The organism is Rhizobium sp. AG207R (genome assembly GCF_027109195.1).
Classification (GTDB): domain Bacteria; phylum Pseudomonadota; class Alphaproteobacteria; order Rhizobiales; family Rhizobiaceae; genus Rhizobium; species Rhizobium dioscoreae.
In genome coordinates, this window is record NZ_JAEPVT010000005.1 from 266084 (window position 1) to 286879 (window position 20796).

Consider the following 20796-nt stretch of genomic DNA (forward strand, 5'->3'; position numbering starts at 1 on the left):
CGCATCATGCCATTTCGTCTTCGATCGCTGGCCCCCTACCTCTTCGTGGGGCCAGCCGTTTTTTCCGTGGCGATATTCCTCTATGGCCCGCTGATAGCGTCGATGTTGTTATCGGTGGTCGACTGGAATCTGCTGTCGGCAGACATCCGCTTTGTCGGCGTCGATAACTACGCGTCCATCTTCGACAATCCAGATTTCCGCATGGCGGCCTGGAATACGCTGCTTTACTGCACCGTCCTCATCCCGGCCGAGATCGTCATCCCACTGATCTTTGCGGTCATGCTGCATTCGGTGCGCAAGAATCCGCTGCAAGGGCTCTATCGCGGCAGCCTGTTCCTGCCGACGATCGTCGCCTATTCAGTGGCAGGCGTTGCCTGGTCCTGGCTTTTCAATCCAGTCAACGGTCTCTTCAACGAGGTGCTCGGCCATTTCGGCTTTCCGCCGTCGCGCTGGCACACGGATCCGAACCTTGCGCTCCTCTGTGTCAGCCTCGTCACCTTCTGGAAGACCTTCGGCCTCAACATGCTTTTGTGGCTGGCAGCGCTCGCGAACCTGCCGCATCAGCTGCGTGAGGCGTCTGAGCTCGACGGTGCAGGTTCGACGCGGCATTTCTTCGACATAAGCCTGCCGCTGATGACGCCGACGGCCTTTTTCATCAGCGTCACGACCTTCTTCCATGTGCTTGACGACATTGTCGGCGTCATCGATGTGCTGACCCATGGCGGACCGGCGGGCAGAAGCTCGAGCCTTCTCTATTTCCTGTGGCAGCAGGGTCTGTTGTTCTTCCAGTTCGGGCCGGCAAGCGCCGTTGCCGTCATCATCATCGTTCTCGTGCTCGCCATCACCTGGCTGCAGTTCCGCGTCAGCGAGAAGCGGGTGCACTACAGATGAGCGATATCGGTCACAAGCTTCACAGGTTGCTGCTCCATGTCGTGCTCATGGCAATCTGCATCGTCACCGTGTTTCCGCTCGTCTGGATGGTGACGGCGGCCTTCACGCCAAACGACATGATCATGGCGAGAGCCGTGCGTTTCTGGCCGGAAAATCCGACGCTTTCGAATTTCGCCATCGCCGCAAGCCGTCATCCGATCTGGATGTGGCTTTGGAATTCCATGCTGACCGCCACCCTGATCACCGCCGGAAAGCTCGCTCTCTCCGTGCCGGCCGGCTTTGCCTTCGGGCGACTCGAATTCAAGGGGAGGCAGCCGCTGTTCTGGTTCGTTATCGCCACCATGTCCTTTCCAAACGTGCTGGCGATCATTCCGACCTATATCGCCGTGGTGAAACTCCAGGCCTTCAACACCTATGGCGCGATGATCATCCCATCGATCCCCTATATCGGCTTCTATGTCTTCTACATGCGGCAGGCTTTCCGGTCGCTTCCCGCTTCGATATTCGAGGCGGCACGCATGGATGGAAGCGGATTGTGGCGGCAATTCATCGAGATCGGCATCCCCAATGTCATTCCGGCAATATCCGCCCTTTCGGTGATTTCCTTCATGGGGGCCTGGAACATCTATCTCTGGGGTCAGCTTGTACTCGATGATGCCTTCAAGAAGACGCTGACGACGGGCATTGCCGCCTTCGCCGATTTGGAGGGTGCAGAGCGGGCCTGGGGACCGCTGATGGCAACAAGTCTGTTGTCGATCGTCCCCGTTCTCTTGATCTTCCTGCTGGCGCAGCGTTTCATCGTCGATGCGCTGGCACCAGGCATTGATGACAGATAGGCGGATGCATGCCCCGAGTAATCGTAATCGGATCGGTAAACCACGATCGCATATGGCAGCTGGATGCACCGCTGGTTCCGGGCGGACGCATACAATTTTCGTCCCGCACGACCCGCCTTGGCGGCGGCGCATTCTATACGGGCCTGCAATTGCTGGAATTGGGAGCGGACGTCGCGATCGTTTCGAGGCTGATGCAGGACGAACAAGGGCAAACCGCATTGCGATCCCTTTCCTCGGCCGGCTTCCATACCGACTACATCATGATGGCGCCTGGAAAGACGGCACCGCTGGAAATTTTCCTTGAGCCGAGTGGAGAGCGGACGATCCTCGCACCGACCGGGCGATCTCAGCAGCTGACGGCAGCCGGCAAACTGTCGGGTGCAGGCGTCTATATCAATGCCCTCGCGCTCGACGAAAGCCTCGTCGAACAGATTAGCGCGCAGCCGCTCGTCCTCTCGCAATTTCCGCTGCGGCCGGCAACGCCGCGACCGGCGGACTATGTCATCTCCTCGCGCGACGATGTTCCGGATGATCTCAATCTCGCCTGGCAGAGGGCCGGCCAAATCGCCGGTTCGCGCCTGAAGATGCTCGTGCTCACCGACGGCACGCGCCCGATTACGCTGTTTGACGGCTTGCAGGCGGTAGAAGTCGAACCGGCTACAAAGGTCGACACGACCGATACCATTGGTGCCGGCGACCGTTTCGCCGGTTCTTTTCTGTTCGCCTTGCTGCAGGGGCAGGCACCGGCGGCCGCTGCACGGGAAGCAAGCCGCATCACGGCGGAATGGCTGCGCCGGCGCAGCGCCTAGGGAATTCGCGGCACTCCGAAAATCTCTTCGAGCAAGACAAAATGCCATAGACAATTCATTCGAATGACTATAGTAATCATTCGAATATTTTAGAGCCCCATTCCCCGAACAAATCCTGATGCCCGAGGAAAAGATGATGACTGAGGAGAAGACTGGTAACCCGGTCAACGCATCCTATACGCATGCGCAGGCTCTGGACATTCTCGCCGCAAGCCGCCCGGCGCACATCAAGGCTGCGGCCGAAAAGGTGCTCGACACCCTCGGCGAGGTCGATGTCGTCGTGAACCGTACCGGTCTTGCCATGCTGCCGCTGATCGATACCGTTCGCAGCACCGCCTTCCATCTCGGCGAAGTTCTGGTGTCCGAAGCGCATATCCGCGTGCCGGATCGCGCCGTGGAAGGCTATGGCGCACTGGTCGGCCGGGATCTCGAACACGCCATGGGAATGGCTGTGATCGACGCAGCGATCGCTGCCAATCATCAGGCCGCTCTCATCCTTGAGCTCCTGAATGCCGAACGGCGCCATCAGGAAGAGGAAGACCGGCAGCTCCTACAAAAAGTCGAGGCGACCCGCGTGCAGATGGAGACATTCTGACCATGGCCAACAATCTCCTGCCCACCCTCGACGATACCCGCACCAACGCCACCTTCGAAGAACTCATGTGGGCGCTGAGCCGACCCGGTCATCCGCGTGAACTACCCGCTGAAGGCTTCTGGCCGCTCGCCGAAAGCCTGCTCGATCGCGAATGCAGCTTCCATGTGACAAGCGATCCGGCGCTGGACCTAAAGATGACCTCAACCGGTGCGAGACGAATGCCGCTTGCCGATGCGGATTATGTCTTTACTGCTATCGGCTCCTCCGAAGCTGTCGAAGCCTTGTCGACATTGCGCATCGGCAGCCTACTGTATCCCGATGATGCTGCAACGCTGTTTGCGCCCGCGCGATTTGGTTCCGGACAGAGACTGCGTCTTACCGGCCCCGGCATTAAGGACAGCGTGACGATCGAGATCGACGGTATCGATCGTGCCTTCTGGCACATGCGCACCAAAGCAATCCGTTATCCGCTCGGCTGGGATCTCTATCTCATCGATGGAAGACGCCTGCTTGGTATTCCCCGTTCCACGACAATCGAGGTGCTCTGATGGCCTATGTAGCAACCCGCGGCGGCGAATATGCCATCGAGCAGGCGGAACGGCTTTTCCGCGCCGATCTCGGCCCGATCACGCGCGAGCGCGTCGAGGCGGTTCGAAACGGCCTCCCCTATCTCATCGACCGGCTGATGGGCGAAGCCTCGCTTTATGAGCCAGACCTTGCGGCGCTGGCGCTCGCCCAGGCCGGCGGCGATCTCTACGAAGCGATCCTGCTGCTGCGCGCCTACCGCACGACGCAGCCACGCATCGCCGTCGCCGAACCCGTCAATCAGCCGGATCTTCTGACGGTCCGCCGCATCTCAGCCGCCTTCAAGGATATTCCAGGCGGCCAGATATTGGGGCCGACGCTGGACTACTCCCACCGCCTGCTTCAGGTCGACGTGTTGCAGGGCAATGATTATGTCCCGGAACCGGTGATCCCGGCTGCCAAGCCGGCGCCGGCGACGCAACCGTCGCTCACCAGCTGGCAGAAAGCGCAAGGGCTTATTCCGGACCATCCGGTCGAAACCGTCGCGCCTGAGGAAATCCCCGATCTGACGCGCGAGCCGCTGCTGTTCCCGGCAGCGCGCGCCCACAAACTCCAGAGCTTGGCCCGCGCCGACACCGGCGGCACGCTGGCGCTCGGCTATGCCACCATGCGCGGCTACAGCGCTGTGCATCCGACCGTCAACGAGCTGCGTCTGACCTATGCGCCAGTTCGCCTGCGCCATCCCTCGGGTACAATCTTCAGCGCCGGCCGCGTTCGTGTGAGCCAGACCGAAGTCATTTCCAAGGCGAAGGAATTGCAGCTGGGCTTTTCGGCGACCTTTGGCTGGAACGAGGTAAAGGTGATCGCGGCGGCAACGCTCGACCTTGCCTCCAACCAGCCCGACCCGCACCCGGCTGCCAATGAGGAATTCGTACTCTATCACACCGAGCCGGTCGAAAGCTCCGGCTTCTGCATTCACTTCAAGCTTCCGCATTACGTTACGTTCCAATCGACCCTCGACGCGCTGCGCCGCGTCAAGACGGACGAGGACGCTGCCGCCGCAAAGCCAGCCGTGACAGAAAAGCTCGCCCCGCAACAGGAGGAGGCTGCGCTATGAAACTTCAGGAATTGACCAAGCCCTGGATGGCCTTCAACTACGGTTTCCTCGATGAATCCGCCAAGCGCGAAATGCGCCGCCGCATCCTGAAGGCGATTGCCGTTCCCGGCTACCAGGTGCCCTATGCGAGCCGCGAAGTGCCGATCGCCCGCGGCTGGGGAACCGGCGGACTGCAGGTGACGCTGACGCTGCTCAAGCCCACATCCGTCGTCAAAGTTATCGACCAGGGATCAGACGATTCAGTGAATGCGAGCAGCATCCGCAAGTTCGTGGCGCGGGTCGGTGGTGCCGTCGAGACGGAAGACACGATGGCCGCAACCATCATCCAGTCCCGCCACCGCATTCCGGAGGAAAAGCTGCGCGAGGATCAGGTCCTGGTGCTGCAGGTTCCGAACCCCGAACCACTGCGCCCTGTTCAGCCGGATATGTCCGTCGCCCGCGAAATGCATGGGGATGCCGATTATGGGCAGCTGTGGCTGGTGCTCTACGAACAGCTCGTCAAATCGGGACGGATCATGCAAGGGTCGAGCTATCCGAGCATGGTCAACGGCCGGCATGTGATGACGCCATCGCCGATCCCGCGCTGGGACGTGCCCAAGCTCAATCAGGCCGACCACCTGACAATCCTATCCGCTGGCCGCGAGAAGCGCATCTTCGCCGTGCCGCCCTATACGCGCGTCGAGCCGCTCGTTTTCGATGACGTGCCGTACCGCGTCGAAGATCACCAGGACAAAACCTGCTACCGCAGCAATGTCACCGGCTTCTTCATGAACGAGCTTCCGCAGGAAGACGGTTCCTCGCAATACGAATTGTCCGACAGCCATTTCGGCGTGAAGCACATCCGCAAGTCGGAAGCGGAAGCGGTCGAGATCGGCGAGACCTGGTACAAGAATGGAAGGATGGACTGATGGCCGCGCTTGACCCCACTCAAACGGCAGAGCTGACCCGCCAGCCGCCGCGGCTGATGCTGGCCGAGCCTATCCTGACCATGCGCGGCATTGCGCGCAACTATGGCGACGTCACCGCGCTCGGCGGCGTCGATGTGACTGTTTATCCGGGCGAAGTGCTCGGCATTGTCGGCGAATCCGGCTCCGGCAAGTCGACGCTTCTGAGGATGATGAACCTTGAGGATACGCCCGACACAGGCACCTATAATCTTGCTCTTCCCGGGCACGAGAGCCGCGACCTCTTTACGCTCGACCGCTTCGAGCGGCGAATGCTGCGGGCGCATCACATCGGCATCGTCTATCAGAACCCGCATCTCGGCTTGCTGATGAACCACACGAGCAGCGGCAACGTCGCCGAACGCCTGCTGATTTCAGGCAATCGCAATTTTGCCGAGCTGCGCGAACGGGCGCGCCAATCGCTCGACGCGTCGGAATTTCCGATCGAACGCATGGATGCCCGACCGAACGAGCTTTCGGGCGGCATGCAGCAGCGCGTGCAGCTCGCCAAGGCAATCGCGCTCGAGCCGGCCGTCCTGCTGCTCGACGAGCCGACGACCGGCCTCGACGTCAGCGTTCAGGCGCTGGTCCTCGATACGCTGAAGCGGTTGCAGCGCGAGCGTTCGATCACCATGGTTCTGGTCTCGCACGATCTCGGCGTCATACGCACGATGGCAGACCGGGTTATGGTCATGCGACGCGGCAAGGTTGTGGAACAGGGTCTGGCCGACCAGATCTTCCAGGATCCGCAGCACGCCTATACGCAGCAGCTCGTTCACGCCAAGCTTTGAGGAAACGCGAGAGATGAACATTCAGGTTTCCGCCCGGCAAACCACCCCCCCGGTGCTGCGCGTCCAGGGCCTTTCGAAGCAATTCGAAATGCACCATCTCAAGCGCACGCTGTTTGCCTTCGAGAATATCGATTTCGACCTTCACACAGGCGAATTCATTCTGCTGAAGGGCGAGAACGGCGCCGGCAAATCGACGTTGCTGCGCACGCTCTATCGCTCCTACCTGCCGCGGGCCGGCCACGTCTATTATCACACGCAGGAAGGGATCATAGATCTCGCGACAGCCGCCGATGTCGACATTGCCGTGCTGCGCCGCCGAGAAATTGGCTTCGTCACGCAGTTCCTCAATGCTCGCCCGCGCGTTGCCGCCGAAGAGATCGTGGCCGAGCCGCTGAGGCTTGCCGGCACGTCGCATTCCGAAGCCTTGGCCGAGGCGCGGCGTTGGCTCGATGCCTTCGGCGTCAAGAAGCAGCTCTGGTCGGCTTATCCTTCGACCTTCTCCGGTGGCGAGCAACAGAAGGTCAATCTGGCTCGCGCGCTCATCCTGCCGCAGCGTCTGCTGCTGCTCGACGAGCCAACCGCATCGCTCGATCATGCCGCCCGCAAGGCGCTGGTCGAAAGATTGGCGCAGCTCAAAACGTCCGGTGTTGCAATGATCGGTGTCTTTCACCATCCCGAAGATGTAAGGGCATTGATCGACCGGGAACTTCATCTGGAAGCCATCAAGATCGAGGACGAGCAAGACGATGTGGCTGAGTAATTTCGAAATTATATTGCAGGATCGCGTGATAGAGCGCGGTGCCATCAGGATCGAAGATGGGCTGATCGCTGAAATCAGCGAGCGGCCTGTCGACGGGGCTGAAATAGACGGCCACGGCCGGTTTCTATTGCCCGGTTTTGTCGACATGCATGGCGATATGATCGAAAAATGTGTGGAGCCGCGCGTCAATGTCCGCATGCCGCTCGAACTCGGCGTCTACGACCTCGACAAGATGCTCGCCGCCAACGGCGTGACGACAGCCTATGCTGCGGTCGCCTTCACACCGGCAACTTACGGCCATATCCGCTCCATCGAGCATACCCACGCCATGATCGAAAAGCTTGCATCGATGCGCGAAGAGCTTTTGATCGACCACCGCGTCCATGGCCGCTTCGAGGTGACCTTCCTGCCTGCGCTGAAAGAGGCAAAGACCCTAATCGATGCCGGCGCACTGCACCTGATTTCGCTGATGGATCACACGCCGGGCCAGGGACAATATCGCGATATCGAGCTGCATATCGCCAACACGGCAAAGGCCAAGAAGATCAGCGAAGCACAGGCGGCAGAACTCGTGAAACAGCGCATGGCGGCCCGCTCCGAGCATGGCGACAGCATGGACATCATCAACGGCTTGGCGGAACTGGCGCGCGAACATGGCGTCGTCCTTGCATCTCATGATGACGACACCATCGAGAAGGCAGTGCTGCTACACAGCCTCGGCGCGGCAATCAGCGAGTTTCCGATCAATATTGCGACGGCCACCGAAGCAAGGCGGCTGGGATTGGCGACGGCCATGGGCGCGCCGAATGCGCTGCGCGGCCTTTCCTATTCCGGCAATCTTTCCGCACGAGAAGCCTATGAAGCCGGCGTACTCGATATCCTTGCGAGCGACTATCATCCGTCGGCCATTCTGCCGGCCGTGATCGCGCTCGCGGAAATCGGTAAGGGCGGCCTTCCCGCCTCCGTTGCGCTGGCAAGCGCCAACCCTGCAAGGGCGCTGGGCCTGAATGATCGCGGCCGCATCGCCGAAGGATTGCGCGCCGATCTGGTCATCGCAGAACGCGGCCGGATACCGCGGGTGCGCGGCACGATCCGCGGCGGCAAGATGGTCTGGTCGGACGGAACCATTAAGAGCTTTTGAGGCACTGAGGATGCCTGTTGGCATTTCGCGCCAGCACGCAACCTGCCCATTGGCGGAAGGGTATTTCCCTCCCGCCAATCCGCGTGGCTTACATCGCTTTCTCCGGATGCGGCGAGCTCTCATAGGCGCCCCAGATCGATTGATCGAAATTGATCGTGGCGCCGGTCATCAGACCGGATTCGTCCGATGATAGGAAGGCGACGGCGCGTGCGACCTCGGCCGGATCGACCAGCCGGCCGAACGGCTGTTCGGCGGCGGCCTTTTCCAGCCAGTCTTCGGCGGCACCGTGATATTCGCGCTGGATGCGATCCTCGCCATCGCTCGACATCCAGCCGATATTGAGCGCGTTGACCCTGATGCGGTTCCTGAGCAACCCGAAGGCCGTATTTCGGGTCAGCGTATCGAGCGCGCCTTTGGAAGAGCAATAGGCGCTGATGAAAGGCTGCCCGGCCATCGCCGACATCGAAGAGATATTGACGATCGTGCCTTCGATGCCGTTGGCGATCATGTTCTTGATCGCGTCCTGCATCAGGAAGAACGGGGCACGCACGTTGACGGCGAACATCCGATCGAACAGATCCGGATCGGTATCGAGAATGGTGCCGCGATCGGTGATGGCGGCGACATTGACGAGCGCATCGATGCGGCCGAATTTTTCCACGGCGGTCGCGATGACCTTGCGGCAATCGTCCACCTTACCGAGATCGGCTGAAACGAAAGCGACCGGTATTTTATAGCGGTCACTTATCTCACGCGCCTTGGCCTCGCCCTTGGCGGTGCTGCGGCCACAGATCGTCAGGCCGGCGGCGCCGCGTTCGGCAAACAGCCGGGCAACTTCCGCGCCTAAGCCTTGCGTGCCGCCGGTCACGACGGCGAATTTTCCATCCAGTCGGCTCATACGATCTCAAGCCTCCCTGCGTGCGGCATGGGCGGCGATGAGTTCGGCAAATCGCTTCGCATCCGTCCCGGCATTGATCGCCTCCGCCATGATGGCCGCTTGCGTTTTCGGTGCCAAACCGCCAACGGGCGGATCGCTGTCGAGATTGGTCGGGAAGGCATAGCCCTCTGCCGTCGATGCGATCACGTTCGCAGCTTCTGCGCGGCTCAGCGCACCGGCATCGAGAGCGGCGACCAGCGCCGGATAGACTGCGACAGACATGCGGCTGCGGTTGACGCTCTCCATCGCCCGCCCGAAGGCCGAGGACACCTGCAGGAGGTTGGCCATGCGGTAGATGTCTTTTGAGACATTGTCGCCGGCCCCATGCATGACTGCCGGATTGAAGAAGACGGCATCGCCCTTCTTCAGCGGTAATTGCACGTAATGTTCGGCGAAATAGGCCTGAAATTCCGGCCGGCCGAAGGCGATATAGCCTTCGAAGAAGGTCTGCGAATAGGGTAGGAACAGCGTCGGCCCGCTTTCGAGCGGCATATCGCAATGCGCGACCGCGCCCTGCAGCGTCAACAGCGGCGAAACGGCATGGATGTGGCCCGGATAGGCCTGCATCTGCTGCGGCGACATGAAGCCGAGGTGATAGTCGCGGTGCGGCTTCTGCGCAGTGCCGCCCGGATTGACCCGGTTCATCTGCGCGGTCATCTGATAGCCGACGCCGAGCCAGGCCTCCGACACCATGGCGACCGCCGTCGAGGCGTAATAGCGAGCAAAATTCTCCGGGTCCGCCAGGCAATGCTTTTCCAGTGCGTTCCAGATGCGGTCGTTGGCGCCGGGTTTGGCAAAATGATCGCCGGCGCCCTTGCCCTTCTCTTTCTCCTCGCGGACGATGGCTTCGAATACGGTGGTTGCGCGATCGACAACCGCCGTATCCGGCATGGCGTTCTTGATGACGACGACGCCTGGGCCTGAGGTAAAGGCTTCCACCCACTCGGCCATCAGGGCGCGACGTTCGTCTTCATCCTCGGCGGCGCTGCGAACCTTGTCGCCATCATAGATGAGGATGTTTTTCTCGATCCCCGCCGCCAATGGCCAGTCGGCCGGATCGGCGGTCTTTTCCACCAGGCCTTTGAAAGTATCGAAATTGCCGCAATCGGCCGAAAGCCAGACCTTCCGGCTGCGCCGGCTGGCGAGCGTCTGAGCGTCCATGGTGTTCTCCTCCCAAAATGACGTTGGACTATGAGGTTGATCGTAGTCCCGCACCGGCCTATGAGAAAGACGGAAAACACCTCAAAAACACCTCAGAAAGAGTGACCGTGAAATCGCGCTTTCCCTTGAAAGATATTGCGCTACAGGCTGGGCTCAGCCTCGCGACCGTCGATCGTGTCATGCATGAACGCGAGGGCGTCCGTGCTGTGACCCGCACGCGGGTTGCAGCCGCGATTGCCGAGCTGGAGCGGCAATATGTGCAATCGGGCTTAGCAGGGCGGCGGCTCGTCATCGATGTCGTCATGGATACGCCGCAGCGCTTCTCGTCGGCCGTCCGCGAAGCCTTCGAGGCGGAATTGCCCGGCATGCGGCCCGCATCATTTTTCGCGCGCTTTCATGTGGCCGAGACGATGAGCGAGGCCGAGCTTTTATCCATCCTGCGCGCCATACGCCGGCGCGGCAGCCACGGTGTGGTGCTCAAGGCCGCGTCAACGCCGGCCATTGCCGATTTCGCTGCCCAACTCATGGCAGCAAGGATCCCGGTTGTTACGCTGGTGACTGACCTGCCTGAAAATTCCCGTATCGGCTACGTCGGCATGGACAATCGTATGGCTGGGGCGACCGCCGCCTATCTGCTCGGCCGCATGGCCGGCGAACGAGCGGGCAAAGTGTTGGTGACGCTCTCGAGCAGCCTTTTTACCGGCGAGGACGAGCGTGAGCGCGGATTTCGCGATACTCTTGCGGAGCGATTCCCCCATCTTTCGGTCGTTCGAATTTCCGAAGGGTTCGGCGTCGACCGCACGACGGAACTGCTCGTCCGCGATGCGTTGGAACGCGAGCCGGACATCCGCGCGGTCTACTCCGCTGGCGGCGGCAATCGTGCCATCCTGAAAGCCTTTACCGAGGCCCGGCGCGAATGCACGGTCTTTGCAGCCCACGATCTCGATCAAGATAATATCGGGCTGCTCGCCGCCGGCGAGATCACTCTCGTCATTCACCACGATCTGCGCCATGACGCCCGTAGCGCCTGTCAGCTCATGCTCGCCTATCACCGGATGCTGCCGGCAGATTTTCAGGTGGCACCATCGAGGGTCGCGATCGCAACGCCGTTCGAACCGGCGCATTGATCGAAAACCGCAGGCGTGCGCAGAAAGAGGGCGCGCGGAAAGACCGCTATTCGATCGCCGTGATCTCCAGCTCCTCCTTGCCAAGGGTCAGGATATCGCCAACCGTCTTTCCCATCAGCAATCTTGCGACGGGCGAGACGTAGGAAATCGATCCCGCCTTGGGATCGGCCTCGTCCTCCCCGACGATGCGATATTTTTGCACGCGGCCATCCTCACGGCTGTAGGTGACCGTGCTTCCGAAAACGACGACCTCGGACGAGGCCGGCGCCGGCATGACTTCGGCGGTTCGGACCCTTTCCGCGAAATAGCGCGCATCGCGCAATGGAATAGCTGTCTGCCGCCGGCGTTCGTTGATATCCTCGATCGCGCTTGCTGCTTCGTAGGCTTTGCGCGCATCCTGAAGCTGCAATTCCAGAGCCTTCAGTCCCGCCTCGGTGACGCGGTTCGGATGCGGAGAAATCGGCCGGTCGGGCAACACGGTTTCGGCGGCCGTTTCAGCGCTTTCTTCCTTCATGAACGCAGTGCTCAATTTCAAACTCCATTGCGAAGCGCTAAACCTTGAAATCCCGTCGGGATCTTTTTCCATGAACAATTTCGACGACCTGTCTTTAACCACAGGAAGCAAATCGACCCCGTACTATAGACCAGATGGCAATGCTGGAGGAATAGAACAGCCGATAGAAAGCCGAGATCACCGAAGAGGCCGGGTTCCCGCCAGCGGACATCGCCAACATGTTCGTTGCAACGATCTCTAAAACGACTAGTCTTCAAGCCAGCTAACAACGGCGGATACAAAGTTCCATGTCGCGGGGACTTTGAAACGGCACTCAACTTTAGAGAGATCGATGATCAGCCTCGGTGTATTGACGACTTATATATTGGTGGTGCTTGGTCTGATGGTCATTCCAGGACCTGCCACGTTACTCACGCTCGCCAGGGCAGTCAGTGGCGGCAAGCGCGTGGGATTGGCAACGGGCGTTGGAATAGCCGCCGGCGATCTCTTCCATACGATGATGGCGACCTTCGGATTGTCGGCATTGCTGGCCACATCCGCGCTGGCCTTCGAGATCGTCAAATATGCCGGCGTCATCTATCTGATCTATCTGGGTTTCAAGGCTTTTATCGAGAAAAGCGGCAGCATCGATCTGCCGACTGCGCAGGCTATTACCCCCATGCGCGCATTCCGGCAGGGTTTCTTCACGGAGATACTCAACCCGAAGACTGCGCTTTTCTTCCTGGCCTTCCTGCCGCAGTTCATCCATCCGGAAAGCGGATCCGTCATTGCGCAATTCGCGCTTCTGGGAGCCATTTTCGTGACCCTCAGCATCGGCGTGACCTCGCTTCTGGCGGTCGGTGCCGGCTCGATTGATGGCTGGCTGCGGCGCAACCGCACCATCGGCCGATGGCAGGGAAAGGTCATCGGCACAATCTATATGGCATTGGGCCTGAGGCTCGCGCTGCAACAGCAGTGACCGCCTTTACGGCAACAAAGGAAAATCAAACCTGCTGCCGTTTGACGACGCTGAAATTCATCTCCGAACGGATGCGGAAGCCCATCGCTTCGTATAGAGCGATGGCCGGCGTGTTTGTGGTATAAGCATGCAGATAGGCAGTCTCGCCGCGGGCCGCGATTTCACCAGCCACGAAACGGAAGAGCAAGGTGCCGAGGCCGCGCCCCTGAAAATCGGGATGAGTGCAGAGGCCGCTAAGTTCGGCAAATCCTGTCTGGCGCATGCGCTGACCTGCCATGGCGACAAGGCGCCCATCGATCTTCACGCCCCAGAAGGAGCCGAGGCTTTGGGCCTGCAAGGTGAAGGGGCCTGGCTTCGTCAGCGTAGCAAGCGCTAGCATATCCGCAGCATCGGCCTCCGTCAGCGGCACGACCCGACCGTCCGAGACTCGCTCGGAAGGGCGCTCCGCCATCATCTGCACGAGCCTGGCACTGGAAAGGGTCACCAACCCTTCAGGAACGATGATTGGCTCCGCCTCGACGATCGCCATGACCTCCTCTCCCGAAGGCAGCCTCGCCAGGGCCTCGAGACTTTCGGGCGAATTGTCCGCGGACGCCGCAAAGGGCACGATGGACGGTGGATAGCGGCGGGCAAGCGCATTGCCCTCCGCCAGTGATGCATGGGCAGTTTCAAGAGCACTCCAAATCGGACGATCGAGAATATGGCTCATCATTGCTGCTCCTTGCTGAGGGTGCCGCGTCGCCTGAGCGGAGCTTCCGCAAGTCCGTCCTCGATCGCGGCGAGTTGTTGCAATAGCGGCCCTGAAAGGTCACCGCAGAGCTCTCGGACCGCCTGTTCTATGCGCGGCCAGACGAATTTTTTCGAATAGTCGACGAGCTCCTGCCCCCTGGAAGTCAGCGAGATCAGACGGCGGCGCTGGTCTTCGATCGAGGCCTGCATGTCGACATAGCCCGCTTCCAGAAGCTGCGAGACAGTGCGTGTCGCGCCCGGCTGAGTGATGCCGACGGCCTGGGCAAGTTCGCCGATCGTCAGCGGCCCGGCGCGATCGATGGCGGCGAGAAACGGAAATTGGGCGGACTGCAAAGAAACGTCCAGCTCCTCCATGATCTGCTGCGTATCGGCCTGCAGACGCTCGCCGATCCGGCGAAACCGGCTGCCAAGACAGAGGAACCCCATCGCCCTCACAATATCTTCAGTCAAATCGACCCCCATTCCTCCATTTACATAAATTGTTATATAATGTGTTATTCAATTGCAATCAAGCCCGCTGGCGGTCACTTAGAGGATACGGATATACGATCTCAATGATTGTACTCATCGAGCAGTCCCGGCCTTTACACATCGCTGCCATTCGAAGGCAGACTAACGCTAAGGTCGTACACTGTTTGAATCTGGAACGCGCGACATAACCCTTCAAGGGAGAGGAATAGCTGACGCGCTCCTCCGTCTATGAGCTAGCCGCTGCGATACTTCCGATGTCCCACGCGAACGGGATTATTCAGCAACTAATTAACATATTGAAATACTTCTGAAATACTCGTTGTGTGACGAGAGATTTAACTTCACATTAAGTTCAGTTTATGCGCATATTATTTATTTAGAAATTTACATATTAACTGAATACTAATAAACGCCTTAACTTTCCAACTCATATTAGCTAACCATTACGCAAGCGGAGGTAATGGTTGTGCAAGATATTGGTACAGACTCTCAAAGATATTCAGGAAGAGCTTACTCAACCAAGAATGGCGTTCAAAAACCCGGCCACAACGGGTCGGACGCTACTGGTGCGCATCTTGTTTCCGAAGAGCAGATCTTAAATCAGGAGAGCCAAATGCAGCCGGCAGACGCGCCTGAACATGGAGCCGCCATTCCTGCGCAAGACTATCCGCCCACGCTTCCAAGCGTGTTGATCGGCGGGTTGCCCATCACTGTCGTCAATCGACGCAATGCTGCTTCCTTCATGATCGATGTCGCGCGCAGACGCCGCCGCGACAGCCGGCCCTATTATTTTACGTCAGCCAATGGCGAGGTCGTCGCACGCGTTCATGCCGATGCCAATATCGCCAAACTCTTCCAGCAGGCGGATCAGATCTTGGCCGACGGTCAACCCCTCGTGATGGCTTCACGCTTACTCTGCAGGGTGCAGCTTCCCGAGCGCGTGGCAACAACGGATCTCTTTCACGATGTCGCCAAACTGGCCGAAAGGGAAGGCATAAGCTTCTATCTCCTGGGAGCGACCGAGACGGCAAACCGCGAAGCCGTCGCCGCCGTGCAAACCCGCTATCCCGGCTTACGCATCGTGGGCCATTGCCACGGCTACCTTGCCGGAGAAGCCCTGGAACGGAAGCTTGACGAGATCAACACACTCGCCCCCGACATATTGTGGATCGGCCTTGGCGTGCCGCGCGAGCAGATTTTCGTGCACGATTTCGCCGCGCGACTTGCCAATGTCGGCATCATCAAGACATCAGGCGGCCTCTTCGACCATCTGGCGGAGAGAACGAAGAGGGCGCCCATCTGGATCCAGAGAGCCGGTTTCGAATGGTTCTGGCGGATGCTGATGGAACCTCGCCGCCTGTTCTGGCGCTACCTGACCACCAACCCCTACGCCATCTATGCGATCCTGAGGTATTCGAAATGATGAATAGGCGATATTCCGAACTGCCGACGAGCGAAACGGACACAGACATAGCCATTGTCGGCGGCGGGCTTTCCGGCACGCTAGCAGCCTGCCTGCTCGGCCGAGCGGGATATCGGGTGACACTCATCGATCGTCATCGCGTCTTTCCCCAGGAATTCCGCGTTGAAAGAATAGCCGGCGAGGCGATCGAAAAACTTCAGCGACTTCAGCTATTTGCACCTCTGTCGACTGCCGCCGTACCCTTCGATGAAATCGTCAACATGCACAAGGGGCGCGTGGTGGACCGGACATACGGCCAGCACTATGGATTTTTCTACAACAGGCTCGTCATGGCGATGCGGAGCGCGCTGCCTGAAACGGTGAATTTCGTCGTCGGCCAGGTCCGCGCTTTGCGGATCGGAGCAGCGCACCAACGGATATCGATCCTTGGTCAGGACGAAATCACCACGCGATTGCTGGTGGTCGCGACGGGCATGGGCGATACCCTGCGCCGGGATCTCGGGATTCTGCACCGACAGATTAGCGATAGACGCCCGCTGGCATTCGGCTTCAACATTCGTCCGCTGCGATCCAATAGATTTCGCCATACGGCCCTGACCTATCATGGCGACGGCGACGGAATCGCCCATCTCAATCTATTTCCGGTCCCTGGAACGACACGAGCCAATCTCTTTCTGTTCCGAGACCCGCGAGATCCATGGGTCAAGTCGCTGCATGACGATCCGAAAGGGATGCTCACGGCCGCCTTCCCGTCACTTGTCGATACCTTTGGCGATTTTGAAATCAGCAGCCGCGTCGATAGCTGGTTGACCGATATAACAGCTGCCGACAATTGCCGGCAGGATGGCGTCGTGCTGATCGGAGATGCCTATCTGACCTCCTGTCCGGCAAGCGGACTCGGCGTCAGCCGGCTTCTGACCGATGTAGAGCGTCTATGCTGCACATATATCCCGCAATGGATGACAGAAACTGCCATCGATCACACCAAGATCGCCGCTTATTATGACGACCCAGAAAAGCTTGATATGGACATCAGTTCGGTGCAAATGGCCGATCACCACTTCAATCTGACGGCGAAGACCGATGTCGGGTGGCATCTGCGCCGCCAGTTCCATTTCACGCGGCGGCGCATCCTATACGGCATCGAAAACATAAGCCCCGCTCTTGCAACAAAGCTTCATCAGCTGAAGGCGAAGGCGATACGCGCCAAGTCTGCACTGCGATCCGCTGCACTGAACTCGGAACCGATGGCATAGCCAGGCTCGCAAGTGCGAAATGCGGTCTCGGGAAACATTCACAAATAGTGCATGTTTCCAACATGTGAAAAACGCAATCCTATATCGATAATATTACGGAGTTGATCATGGCAGTTTTAGGCGCATTTCCTCCTGGACTTACTTGCCGACCAATCGAAGAGAGCGATTGGGATGGCATCATCGATTGTCTTCGCAGAAATTTTCCGACGCGCGATCGAAGCTATTGGGAGCGCGCTGTCGCGCGCATGGAAAAGCGGCCTTTCGTGCCCGACCTGCCGAAATACGGCTTCGTTCTGGATATGTCCGGACGCATTGTCGGTGTTCTGCTGGCGCTTTATTTTCGGCACGAGGGATTGGAAGGAGAAGAGCTCCGCTGCAATTTGTCGAGCTGGTCTGTCGATCCCGAATATCGCGCTTTCGCCGGCAAGATGGTGATTGCGGCGCTCAGACGAAAGAACGTCACCTTCATCAACGTTTCTCCGGCACCAGGGACTATAAAGGTCAATGAAGCGCTCGGCTTTCGCCGTTATGCGGACGGGCAGCTCGCCTTTCTGCCGATGCTGAGTGCTGTGAGGCGGACTTATCGTGTGCTTGAAGCCCGCTCCGATCTTCCGGAAATGTCGATGCTCTCGGAAGGCGATAGGGAGATCCTTCTCCAGCATGCGGCACTGGAATGCCTGTCGTTCATTTGTGTCGCCGGTGACGAAGCCTTTCCCTTCGTGTTCAAGACACGCCGTATCTTCCACGGCATCGTTCCAAGTGCCCAGGTGATTTACAGCCGCATCCCTGAGGAGCTTAGCCGGTGCGCCGGCGCGCTCGGGCGCCATCTTCTGCGAAAAGGCATATTTCTCTGCGTCGTCGATGCGAACGGGCCGGTGCCCGGTCTCATCGGGCGTTATTTCGCCGGAAGCGGGACGAAATATTTCAAAGGTCCGAAACCGCCATCGCTTGGTGACCTGACATTCACGGAACTCGTCATCTTCGGCTCCTGATCCCTGATAATGAGCTGTCGGCGGCTTTTTGGAGTTTACCGCTGGCTCAGTCCGATTGAAGATTAACCGCATTACGGCGAGGGCGATGGCATGTGTTCGCCCGACTGGCTGACCGTTCTTCGCGAAATGCCGAGCGAGCGCCAGCGCGTTCCAAAAGAAACACCAACAAGCAGGAGGCAGAAGCCGAGCGCAAGCGGAGAGAAGAATGCCTCCTCCTGCAATACGGCATTGGACGCGATCGTGACGACCGCGACGAAAGCGAAGAGAAAATCCGGATCGCCGGTAGCAATCAGCTGCTTGCGCGCCGATAGGGCCAGCGCGGCAAGAAAGCCGAAGAAGACAAAGCTGCCCACACCCATCTGATAGAGCATGACGCCGACCGCGCTTTCGACGGGCACGGAGGCAACGCCTTCATCCTGTGCCCGGTCCCAATCCAGATTGAGGCTCGTACTCGAAAGATTGCCGCCGATGCCGAGGCCCTGTCCGAACGGATTGTGCAGGAATTCGCGAACGCCCGCGATCAGGCCGAGAACATGGTAATCGCCATGGGTGGCGCCGAAGAGGATAGCGGCGGCCGTCCAGACGACGGCAAGCGCGATGACGGCAAGAAGCGTCAGTTCCGCGCGCGATGGATGATAGATCAGCCGGGCACCGATCGCCACCAGCAACATGAACGTCGCTCCTTTCGAGCCTATGACAAGCAATAGTGGCAGGGCAGCAATCGGCAGCAGCCAACGGCCTCTGAAGAGGAGCCAGGCAGACATGATGCTCAAGCCGTAGGCGTAGCTGATGGGGTGAAAGTTCGGGCCGCCATTGCGGAAGATCGGCGGAAACAGGTCACTGAACAGCTTGATGTTGAAGAAGGTCGTCATCATCGTGTCTTCGATGCCGCGAAGCACGAAGCCAGTCTCTCGCAGCTTCTTTTCCCATACACCGGCCTCGATCTGAGCCTTCAGGCCACGATGAATATAGAGATCGCCGTGAAACAGGCTCAGGAAATCCATCCGAAAGATCTGTTCCAGATAGCCGTATATGATGGCAATGGCGCAGAGCCAAAAGATGCCCTTGCGCAGATCAATTGGATAGAGACTGGCTGCCAGAATTGCGATGTGGAAGCATGCAAGCGGCGTGATCGTATTGCGGAAATAGATAACGGCATCCTTCGGTCCGCCGTGAACAGCCCCAAGCGCTAGATAGAAACAAACGATGCCGCACAGCATGAAGCTGAACATCAGCCAAGGCCGCAATTCCGTCAGAGCCCGCACGCGGTATTGGAAAGAGGCCATAATGAAGGCGCCAAACGCAGTCATGAGAATGACGAAATTGGCGCCGCGCAGCGCATCGAACGTATTGTGATCCGGCACGAAAGGCGTGAACCAGGCGACCACGAGGTTCTGGTAGAGAAAGGAGCAGGCAATGACGATCGGGATGCAGCCGGGCTGAGCAACAGACAGGACGAGCGTCAATGCGAATGTCGCGGCAACCCCAAAAGGCGTCCAGACGGCGAAGGCTGAAACGGAAGCAATGACCGCGAGAATGGCGATGCAGAGGTGGAAGACCGCATCTGAGCGCAGCGAACTAACGCCTCCCGCCGCGAAGCCGGCGCGATGTCCCGTAATGCTCATCGCCAAACTCCATTCGTCCGCATCAGTTGTCGTTCCTCACTGCCATATTCCTCAGCATTTCAGCCTCCGCCACGGCCATCCAGAAGTGCCGCGATCATGCCGACGTCAAAACCTTCGGCGCTGCGCCGGCTCTCGATGATGCCAAAACCCTGATCGAGCTCCCAATAGGCCCAGCCGACCTGATTGGCCTCTGCCGCTTGCCGCACGGCCCGAACCCAGAATTTGCGGCTTTCGGCATCGACACAGAAGTTGAGCACGCCGAACTCATTCATCATGACAGGGCAGTCATGCGTCTCGGACCAGCGCCTCAGCCTCACAAATTCGGAAGCGATCGCCGCTTCTGTCCAGGGCGTCGCCAATTGCTCCTCAATGAGGTTTGCGGCCTGCTCATCCCCGTTGGCGCGCAGCTTGCCGATGCTCTCCTGCACGAGAGGCGTTTCGATGGTAGCCGGAAAAGGCAAATTCGAAATCCGCGCAAGCGGAGACGCATCCCACGTCTCGCATTGATGAGTGAAGGCCGTGGGCGCATAGAAATGAATGGCGGCGATCTGGTTATCGTCGGCGAGCGGCGGCGTCTCGCCTATTTCCCAGATGCCCTGAGAGGGCGATGGCCCCCAGATCAGCGTATGGCTCGGGCATTTGGATCGTACGACCTCGGCAAGCCTATCCCGCAGTTGCAGCCACGCGTCACTCCGCATGGGCGGCTCATTCAAGAGCTCCGGATAGACCTTATCATCCGGGAGGTTCGCGACAACGCTGCTTAACGCCATCCAGGCTGCGGCCGCCCTTTGCGAGCCGGCCTCGAAATCTTGACGAAGAGCCTTGTGCAGACTTTCAGAGGGATGCATGTCCACAAGGATGGAAAAACCCAGCCGATTAAGGTCGGTCACGCCGGCCTCGATGCGACGGAGCGCGGCCGCATCAGTTGCCGTCAAGAGATCGCCATTGATCGGCAAGCGGATCGTCTCGAATCCCGCTTGGCGAAGCTTTTCGAGGACCGGCTCGCTGGGCGCTACTCCATCGCTGTTATCGAACCATCCGGGCAGATTGATGCCACGCGAGGGTACGATGGGCCTGGCCGCCGCACGCGCCGCGCCGGCAGCCGGGAGAGCAGCCAGAATGGAGCCGCCTGCCAGCTTGAGAGCGCTTCGGCGTGATATCATCGTCGATCGC

22 protein-coding genes are annotated in these 20796 nt (G+C 59.3%); 15 read left to right on the forward strand and 7 right to left on the reverse strand.

Annotation, left to right across the window (positions count from 1 at the left end):
* Positions 1-6 precede the first annotated feature (6 nt).
* The 10 genes from JJQ51_RS13720 to JJQ51_RS13765 all read left to right on the forward strand — a co-directional run bounded on the left by JJQ51_RS13720 (position 7) and on the right by JJQ51_RS13765 (position 8409).
* Positions 7-891 (forward strand): carbohydrate ABC transporter permease, encoded by an 885-nt coding sequence (locus JJQ51_RS13720; protein WP_113350843.1) that lies wholly within the window; start codon positions 7-9, stop codon positions 889-891.
* A complete protein-coding gene (locus tag JJQ51_RS13725; RefSeq protein WP_233788647.1) occupies positions 888-1727 on the forward strand; it encodes a carbohydrate ABC transporter permease in 840 nt (279 codons plus the stop codon). The genes JJQ51_RS13720 and JJQ51_RS13725 overlap by 4 nt, the downstream gene beginning before the upstream one ends.
* An 8-nt stretch (positions 1728-1735) precedes the next feature.
* Complete coding sequence (locus tag JJQ51_RS13730) at positions 1736-2536, forward strand: PfkB family carbohydrate kinase (RefSeq protein ID WP_186450327.1); 801 nt, start codon at positions 1736-1738, stop codon at positions 2534-2536.
* A gap of 136 nt (positions 2537-2672) precedes the next feature.
* Positions 2673-3131 (forward strand): phosphonate C-P lyase system protein PhnG, encoded by a 459-nt coding sequence (locus tag JJQ51_RS13735; protein ID WP_113350841.1) that lies wholly within the window; start codon positions 2673-2675, stop codon positions 3129-3131.
* 2 nt (positions 3132-3133) lie between these two features.
* Positions 3134-3679, forward strand: a complete 546-nt coding sequence (gene phnH, locus JJQ51_RS13740) for a phosphonate C-P lyase system protein PhnH (RefSeq protein ID WP_113350840.1) — start codon at positions 3134-3136, stop codon at positions 3677-3679.
* Positions 3679-4773: a carbon-phosphorus lyase complex subunit PhnI gene (locus JJQ51_RS13745; RefSeq protein ID WP_113350839.1), complete on the forward strand. Its 1095-nt coding sequence runs from the start codon at positions 3679-3681 to the stop codon at positions 4771-4773. Before phnH ends, JJQ51_RS13745 begins: the two co-directional genes overlap by 1 nt.
* Positions 4770-5681, forward strand: coding sequence for an alpha-D-ribose 1-methylphosphonate 5-phosphate C-P-lyase PhnJ (locus JJQ51_RS13750; RefSeq protein WP_113329363.1), 912 nt, complete (start codon positions 4770-4772; stop codon positions 5679-5681). Before JJQ51_RS13745 ends, JJQ51_RS13750 begins: the two co-directional genes overlap by 4 nt.
* Positions 5681-6508 (forward strand): ATP-binding cassette domain-containing protein, encoded by an 828-nt coding sequence (locus JJQ51_RS13755; protein WP_113350838.1) that lies wholly within the window; start codon positions 5681-5683, stop codon positions 6506-6508. The genes JJQ51_RS13750 and JJQ51_RS13755 overlap by 1 nt, the downstream gene beginning before the upstream one ends.
* 13 nt (positions 6509-6521) lie before the next feature.
* A complete protein-coding gene (locus JJQ51_RS13760; protein WP_113350837.1) occupies positions 6522-7268 on the forward strand; it encodes a phosphonate C-P lyase system protein PhnL in 747 nt (248 codons plus the stop codon).
* Complete coding sequence (locus JJQ51_RS13765; RefSeq protein ID WP_113350836.1) at positions 7255-8409, forward strand: alpha-D-ribose 1-methylphosphonate 5-triphosphate diphosphatase; 1155 nt, start codon at positions 7255-7257, stop codon at positions 8407-8409. Before JJQ51_RS13760 ends, JJQ51_RS13765 begins: the two co-directional genes overlap by 14 nt.
* An 88-nt stretch (positions 8410-8497) precedes the next feature.
* Here the strand turns inward: JJQ51_RS13765 and JJQ51_RS13770 are convergent, their stop codons facing one another.
* Both JJQ51_RS13770 and JJQ51_RS13775 read right to left on the reverse strand, forming a co-directional pair.
* Complete coding sequence (locus JJQ51_RS13770) at positions 8498-9307, reverse strand: SDR family oxidoreductase (RefSeq protein ID WP_113350835.1); 810 nt, start codon at positions 9305-9307, stop codon at positions 8498-8500.
* Between the two features lie 6 nt (positions 9308-9313).
* On the reverse strand, positions 9314-10507 hold the full coding sequence (locus tag JJQ51_RS13775; protein WP_113350834.1) for a phytanoyl-CoA dioxygenase family protein: 1194 nt from the start codon (positions 10505-10507) through the stop codon (positions 9314-9316).
* Between the two features lie 107 nt (positions 10508-10614).
* On the opposite strand from JJQ51_RS13775, the gene JJQ51_RS13780 reads away from it, so the two are divergent.
* A complete protein-coding gene (locus JJQ51_RS13780) occupies positions 10615-11634 on the forward strand; it encodes a LacI family DNA-binding transcriptional regulator (RefSeq protein ID WP_113351062.1) in 1020 nt (339 codons plus the stop codon).
* A gap of 46 nt (positions 11635-11680) precedes the next feature.
* Here the strand turns inward: JJQ51_RS13780 and greA are convergent, their stop codons facing one another.
* Positions 11681-12163 (reverse strand): transcription elongation factor GreA, encoded by a 483-nt coding sequence (gene greA / locus JJQ51_RS13785; RefSeq protein ID WP_113351061.1) that lies wholly within the window; start codon positions 12161-12163, stop codon positions 11681-11683.
* Positions 12164-12479: 316 nt separating this feature from the next.
* Between greA and JJQ51_RS13790 the strand changes: the two genes are divergently transcribed.
* On the forward strand, positions 12480-13106 hold the full coding sequence (locus JJQ51_RS13790) for a LysE family translocator (protein WP_173004604.1): 627 nt from the start codon (positions 12480-12482) through the stop codon (positions 13104-13106).
* A gap of 25 nt (positions 13107-13131) precedes the next feature.
* On the opposite strand, the gene JJQ51_RS13795 is transcribed toward JJQ51_RS13790, so the two are convergent.
* A complete protein-coding gene (locus tag JJQ51_RS13795; protein WP_113351059.1) occupies positions 13132-13815 on the reverse strand; it encodes a GNAT family N-acetyltransferase in 684 nt (227 codons plus the stop codon).
* Positions 13815-14306 carry a MarR family winged helix-turn-helix transcriptional regulator gene (locus JJQ51_RS13800; RefSeq protein ID WP_113351058.1) on the reverse strand — a complete coding sequence of 164 codons (492 nt, stop codon included), beginning with the start codon at positions 14304-14306 and terminating at the stop codon, positions 13815-13817. The genes JJQ51_RS13795 and JJQ51_RS13800 overlap by 1 nt, the downstream gene beginning before the upstream one ends.
* Positions 14307-14940: 634 nt before the next feature.
* On the opposite strand from JJQ51_RS13800, the gene JJQ51_RS13805 reads away from it, so the two are divergent.
* The 3 genes from JJQ51_RS13805 (at position 14941) to JJQ51_RS13815 (ending at position 17998) form a co-directional block, all read left to right on the forward strand.
* Positions 14941-15750 (forward strand): WecB/TagA/CpsF family glycosyltransferase, encoded by an 810-nt coding sequence (locus JJQ51_RS13805; protein WP_113350833.1) that lies wholly within the window; start codon positions 14941-14943, stop codon positions 15748-15750.
* Positions 15747-17006: an FAD-dependent oxidoreductase gene (locus JJQ51_RS13810; RefSeq protein ID WP_113350832.1), complete on the forward strand. Its 1260-nt coding sequence runs from the start codon at positions 15747-15749 to the stop codon at positions 17004-17006. The genes JJQ51_RS13805 and JJQ51_RS13810 overlap by 4 nt, the downstream gene beginning before the upstream one ends.
* Positions 17007-17113: 107 nt before the next feature.
* Positions 17114-17998: a GNAT family N-acetyltransferase gene (locus JJQ51_RS13815; protein WP_233788554.1), complete on the forward strand. Its 885-nt coding sequence runs from the start codon at positions 17114-17116 to the stop codon at positions 17996-17998.
* Positions 17999-18069: 71 nt separating this feature from the next.
* Here JJQ51_RS13815 and JJQ51_RS13820 read toward each other — a convergent pair whose 3' ends face one another.
* On the reverse strand, positions 18070-19623 hold the full coding sequence (locus JJQ51_RS13820) for a hypothetical protein (RefSeq protein ID WP_113350831.1): 1554 nt from the start codon (positions 19621-19623) through the stop codon (positions 18070-18072).
* Positions 19624-19682: 59 nt separating this feature from the next.
* Positions 19683-20786 (reverse strand): glycoside hydrolase family 5 protein, encoded by a 1104-nt coding sequence (locus JJQ51_RS13825; protein WP_233788555.1) that lies wholly within the window; start codon positions 20784-20786, stop codon positions 19683-19685.
* Positions 20787-20796 lie beyond the last annotated feature (10 nt).

What these genes read in the sequence shown, in the direction of transcription:
- JJQ51_RS13720 (WP_113350843.1), top strand. Translation starts at nt 7, where the DNA reads ATGCCATTTCGTCTTCGATCGCTGGCCCCCTACCTCTTCGTGGGGCCA.
- JJQ51_RS13725 (WP_233788647.1), top strand. Translation starts at nt 888, where the DNA reads ATGAGCGATATCGGTCACAAGCTTCACAGGTTGCTGCTCCATGTCGTG.
- JJQ51_RS13730 (WP_186450327.1), top strand. Translation starts at nt 1,736, where the DNA reads ATGCCCCGAGTAATCGTAATCGGATCGGTAAACCACGATCGCATATGG.
- JJQ51_RS13735 (WP_113350841.1), top strand. Translation starts at nt 2,673, where the DNA reads ATGACTGAGGAGAAGACTGGTAACCCGGTCAACGCATCCTATACGCAT.
- phnH (WP_113350840.1), top strand. Translation starts at nt 3,134, where the DNA reads ATGGCCAACAATCTCCTGCCCACCCTCGACGATACCCGCACCAACGCC.
- JJQ51_RS13745 (WP_113350839.1), top strand. Translation starts at nt 3,679, where the DNA reads ATGGCCTATGTAGCAACCCGCGGCGGCGAATATGCCATCGAGCAGGCG.
- JJQ51_RS13750 (WP_113329363.1), top strand. Translation starts at nt 4,770, where the DNA reads ATGAAACTTCAGGAATTGACCAAGCCCTGGATGGCCTTCAACTACGGT.
- JJQ51_RS13755 (WP_113350838.1), top strand. Translation starts at nt 5,681, where the DNA reads ATGGCCGCGCTTGACCCCACTCAAACGGCAGAGCTGACCCGCCAGCCG.
- JJQ51_RS13760 (WP_113350837.1), top strand. Translation starts at nt 6,522, where the DNA reads ATGAACATTCAGGTTTCCGCCCGGCAAACCACCCCCCCGGTGCTGCGC.
- JJQ51_RS13765 (WP_113350836.1), top strand. Translation starts at nt 7,255, where the DNA reads ATGTGGCTGAGTAATTTCGAAATTATATTGCAGGATCGCGTGATAGAG.
- JJQ51_RS13770 (WP_113350835.1), bottom strand. Translation starts at nt 9,307, where the DNA reads ATGAGCCGACTGGATGGAAAATTCGCCGTCGTGACCGGCGGCACGCAA.
- JJQ51_RS13775 (WP_113350834.1), bottom strand. Translation starts at nt 10,507, where the DNA reads ATGGACGCTCAGACGCTCGCCAGCCGGCGCAGCCGGAAGGTCTGGCTT.
- JJQ51_RS13790 (WP_173004604.1), top strand. Translation starts at nt 12,480, where the DNA reads ATGATCAGCCTCGGTGTATTGACGACTTATATATTGGTGGTGCTTGGT.
- JJQ51_RS13795 (WP_113351059.1), bottom strand. Translation starts at nt 13,815, where the DNA reads ATGAGCCATATTCTCGATCGTCCGATTTGGAGTGCTCTTGAAACTGCC.
- JJQ51_RS13805 (WP_113350833.1), top strand. Translation starts at nt 14,941, where the DNA reads ATGCAGCCGGCAGACGCGCCTGAACATGGAGCCGCCATTCCTGCGCAA.
- JJQ51_RS13810 (WP_113350832.1), top strand. Translation starts at nt 15,747, where the DNA reads ATGATGAATAGGCGATATTCCGAACTGCCGACGAGCGAAACGGACACA.
- JJQ51_RS13815 (WP_233788554.1), top strand. Translation starts at nt 17,114, where the DNA reads ATGGCAGTTTTAGGCGCATTTCCTCCTGGACTTACTTGCCGACCAATC.
- JJQ51_RS13820 (WP_113350831.1), bottom strand. Translation starts at nt 19,623, where the DNA reads ATGAGCATTACGGGACATCGCGCCGGCTTCGCGGCGGGAGGCGTTAGT.
- JJQ51_RS13825 (WP_233788555.1), bottom strand. Translation starts at nt 20,786, where the DNA reads ATGATATCACGCCGAAGCGCTCTCAAGCTGGCAGGCGGCTCCATTCTG.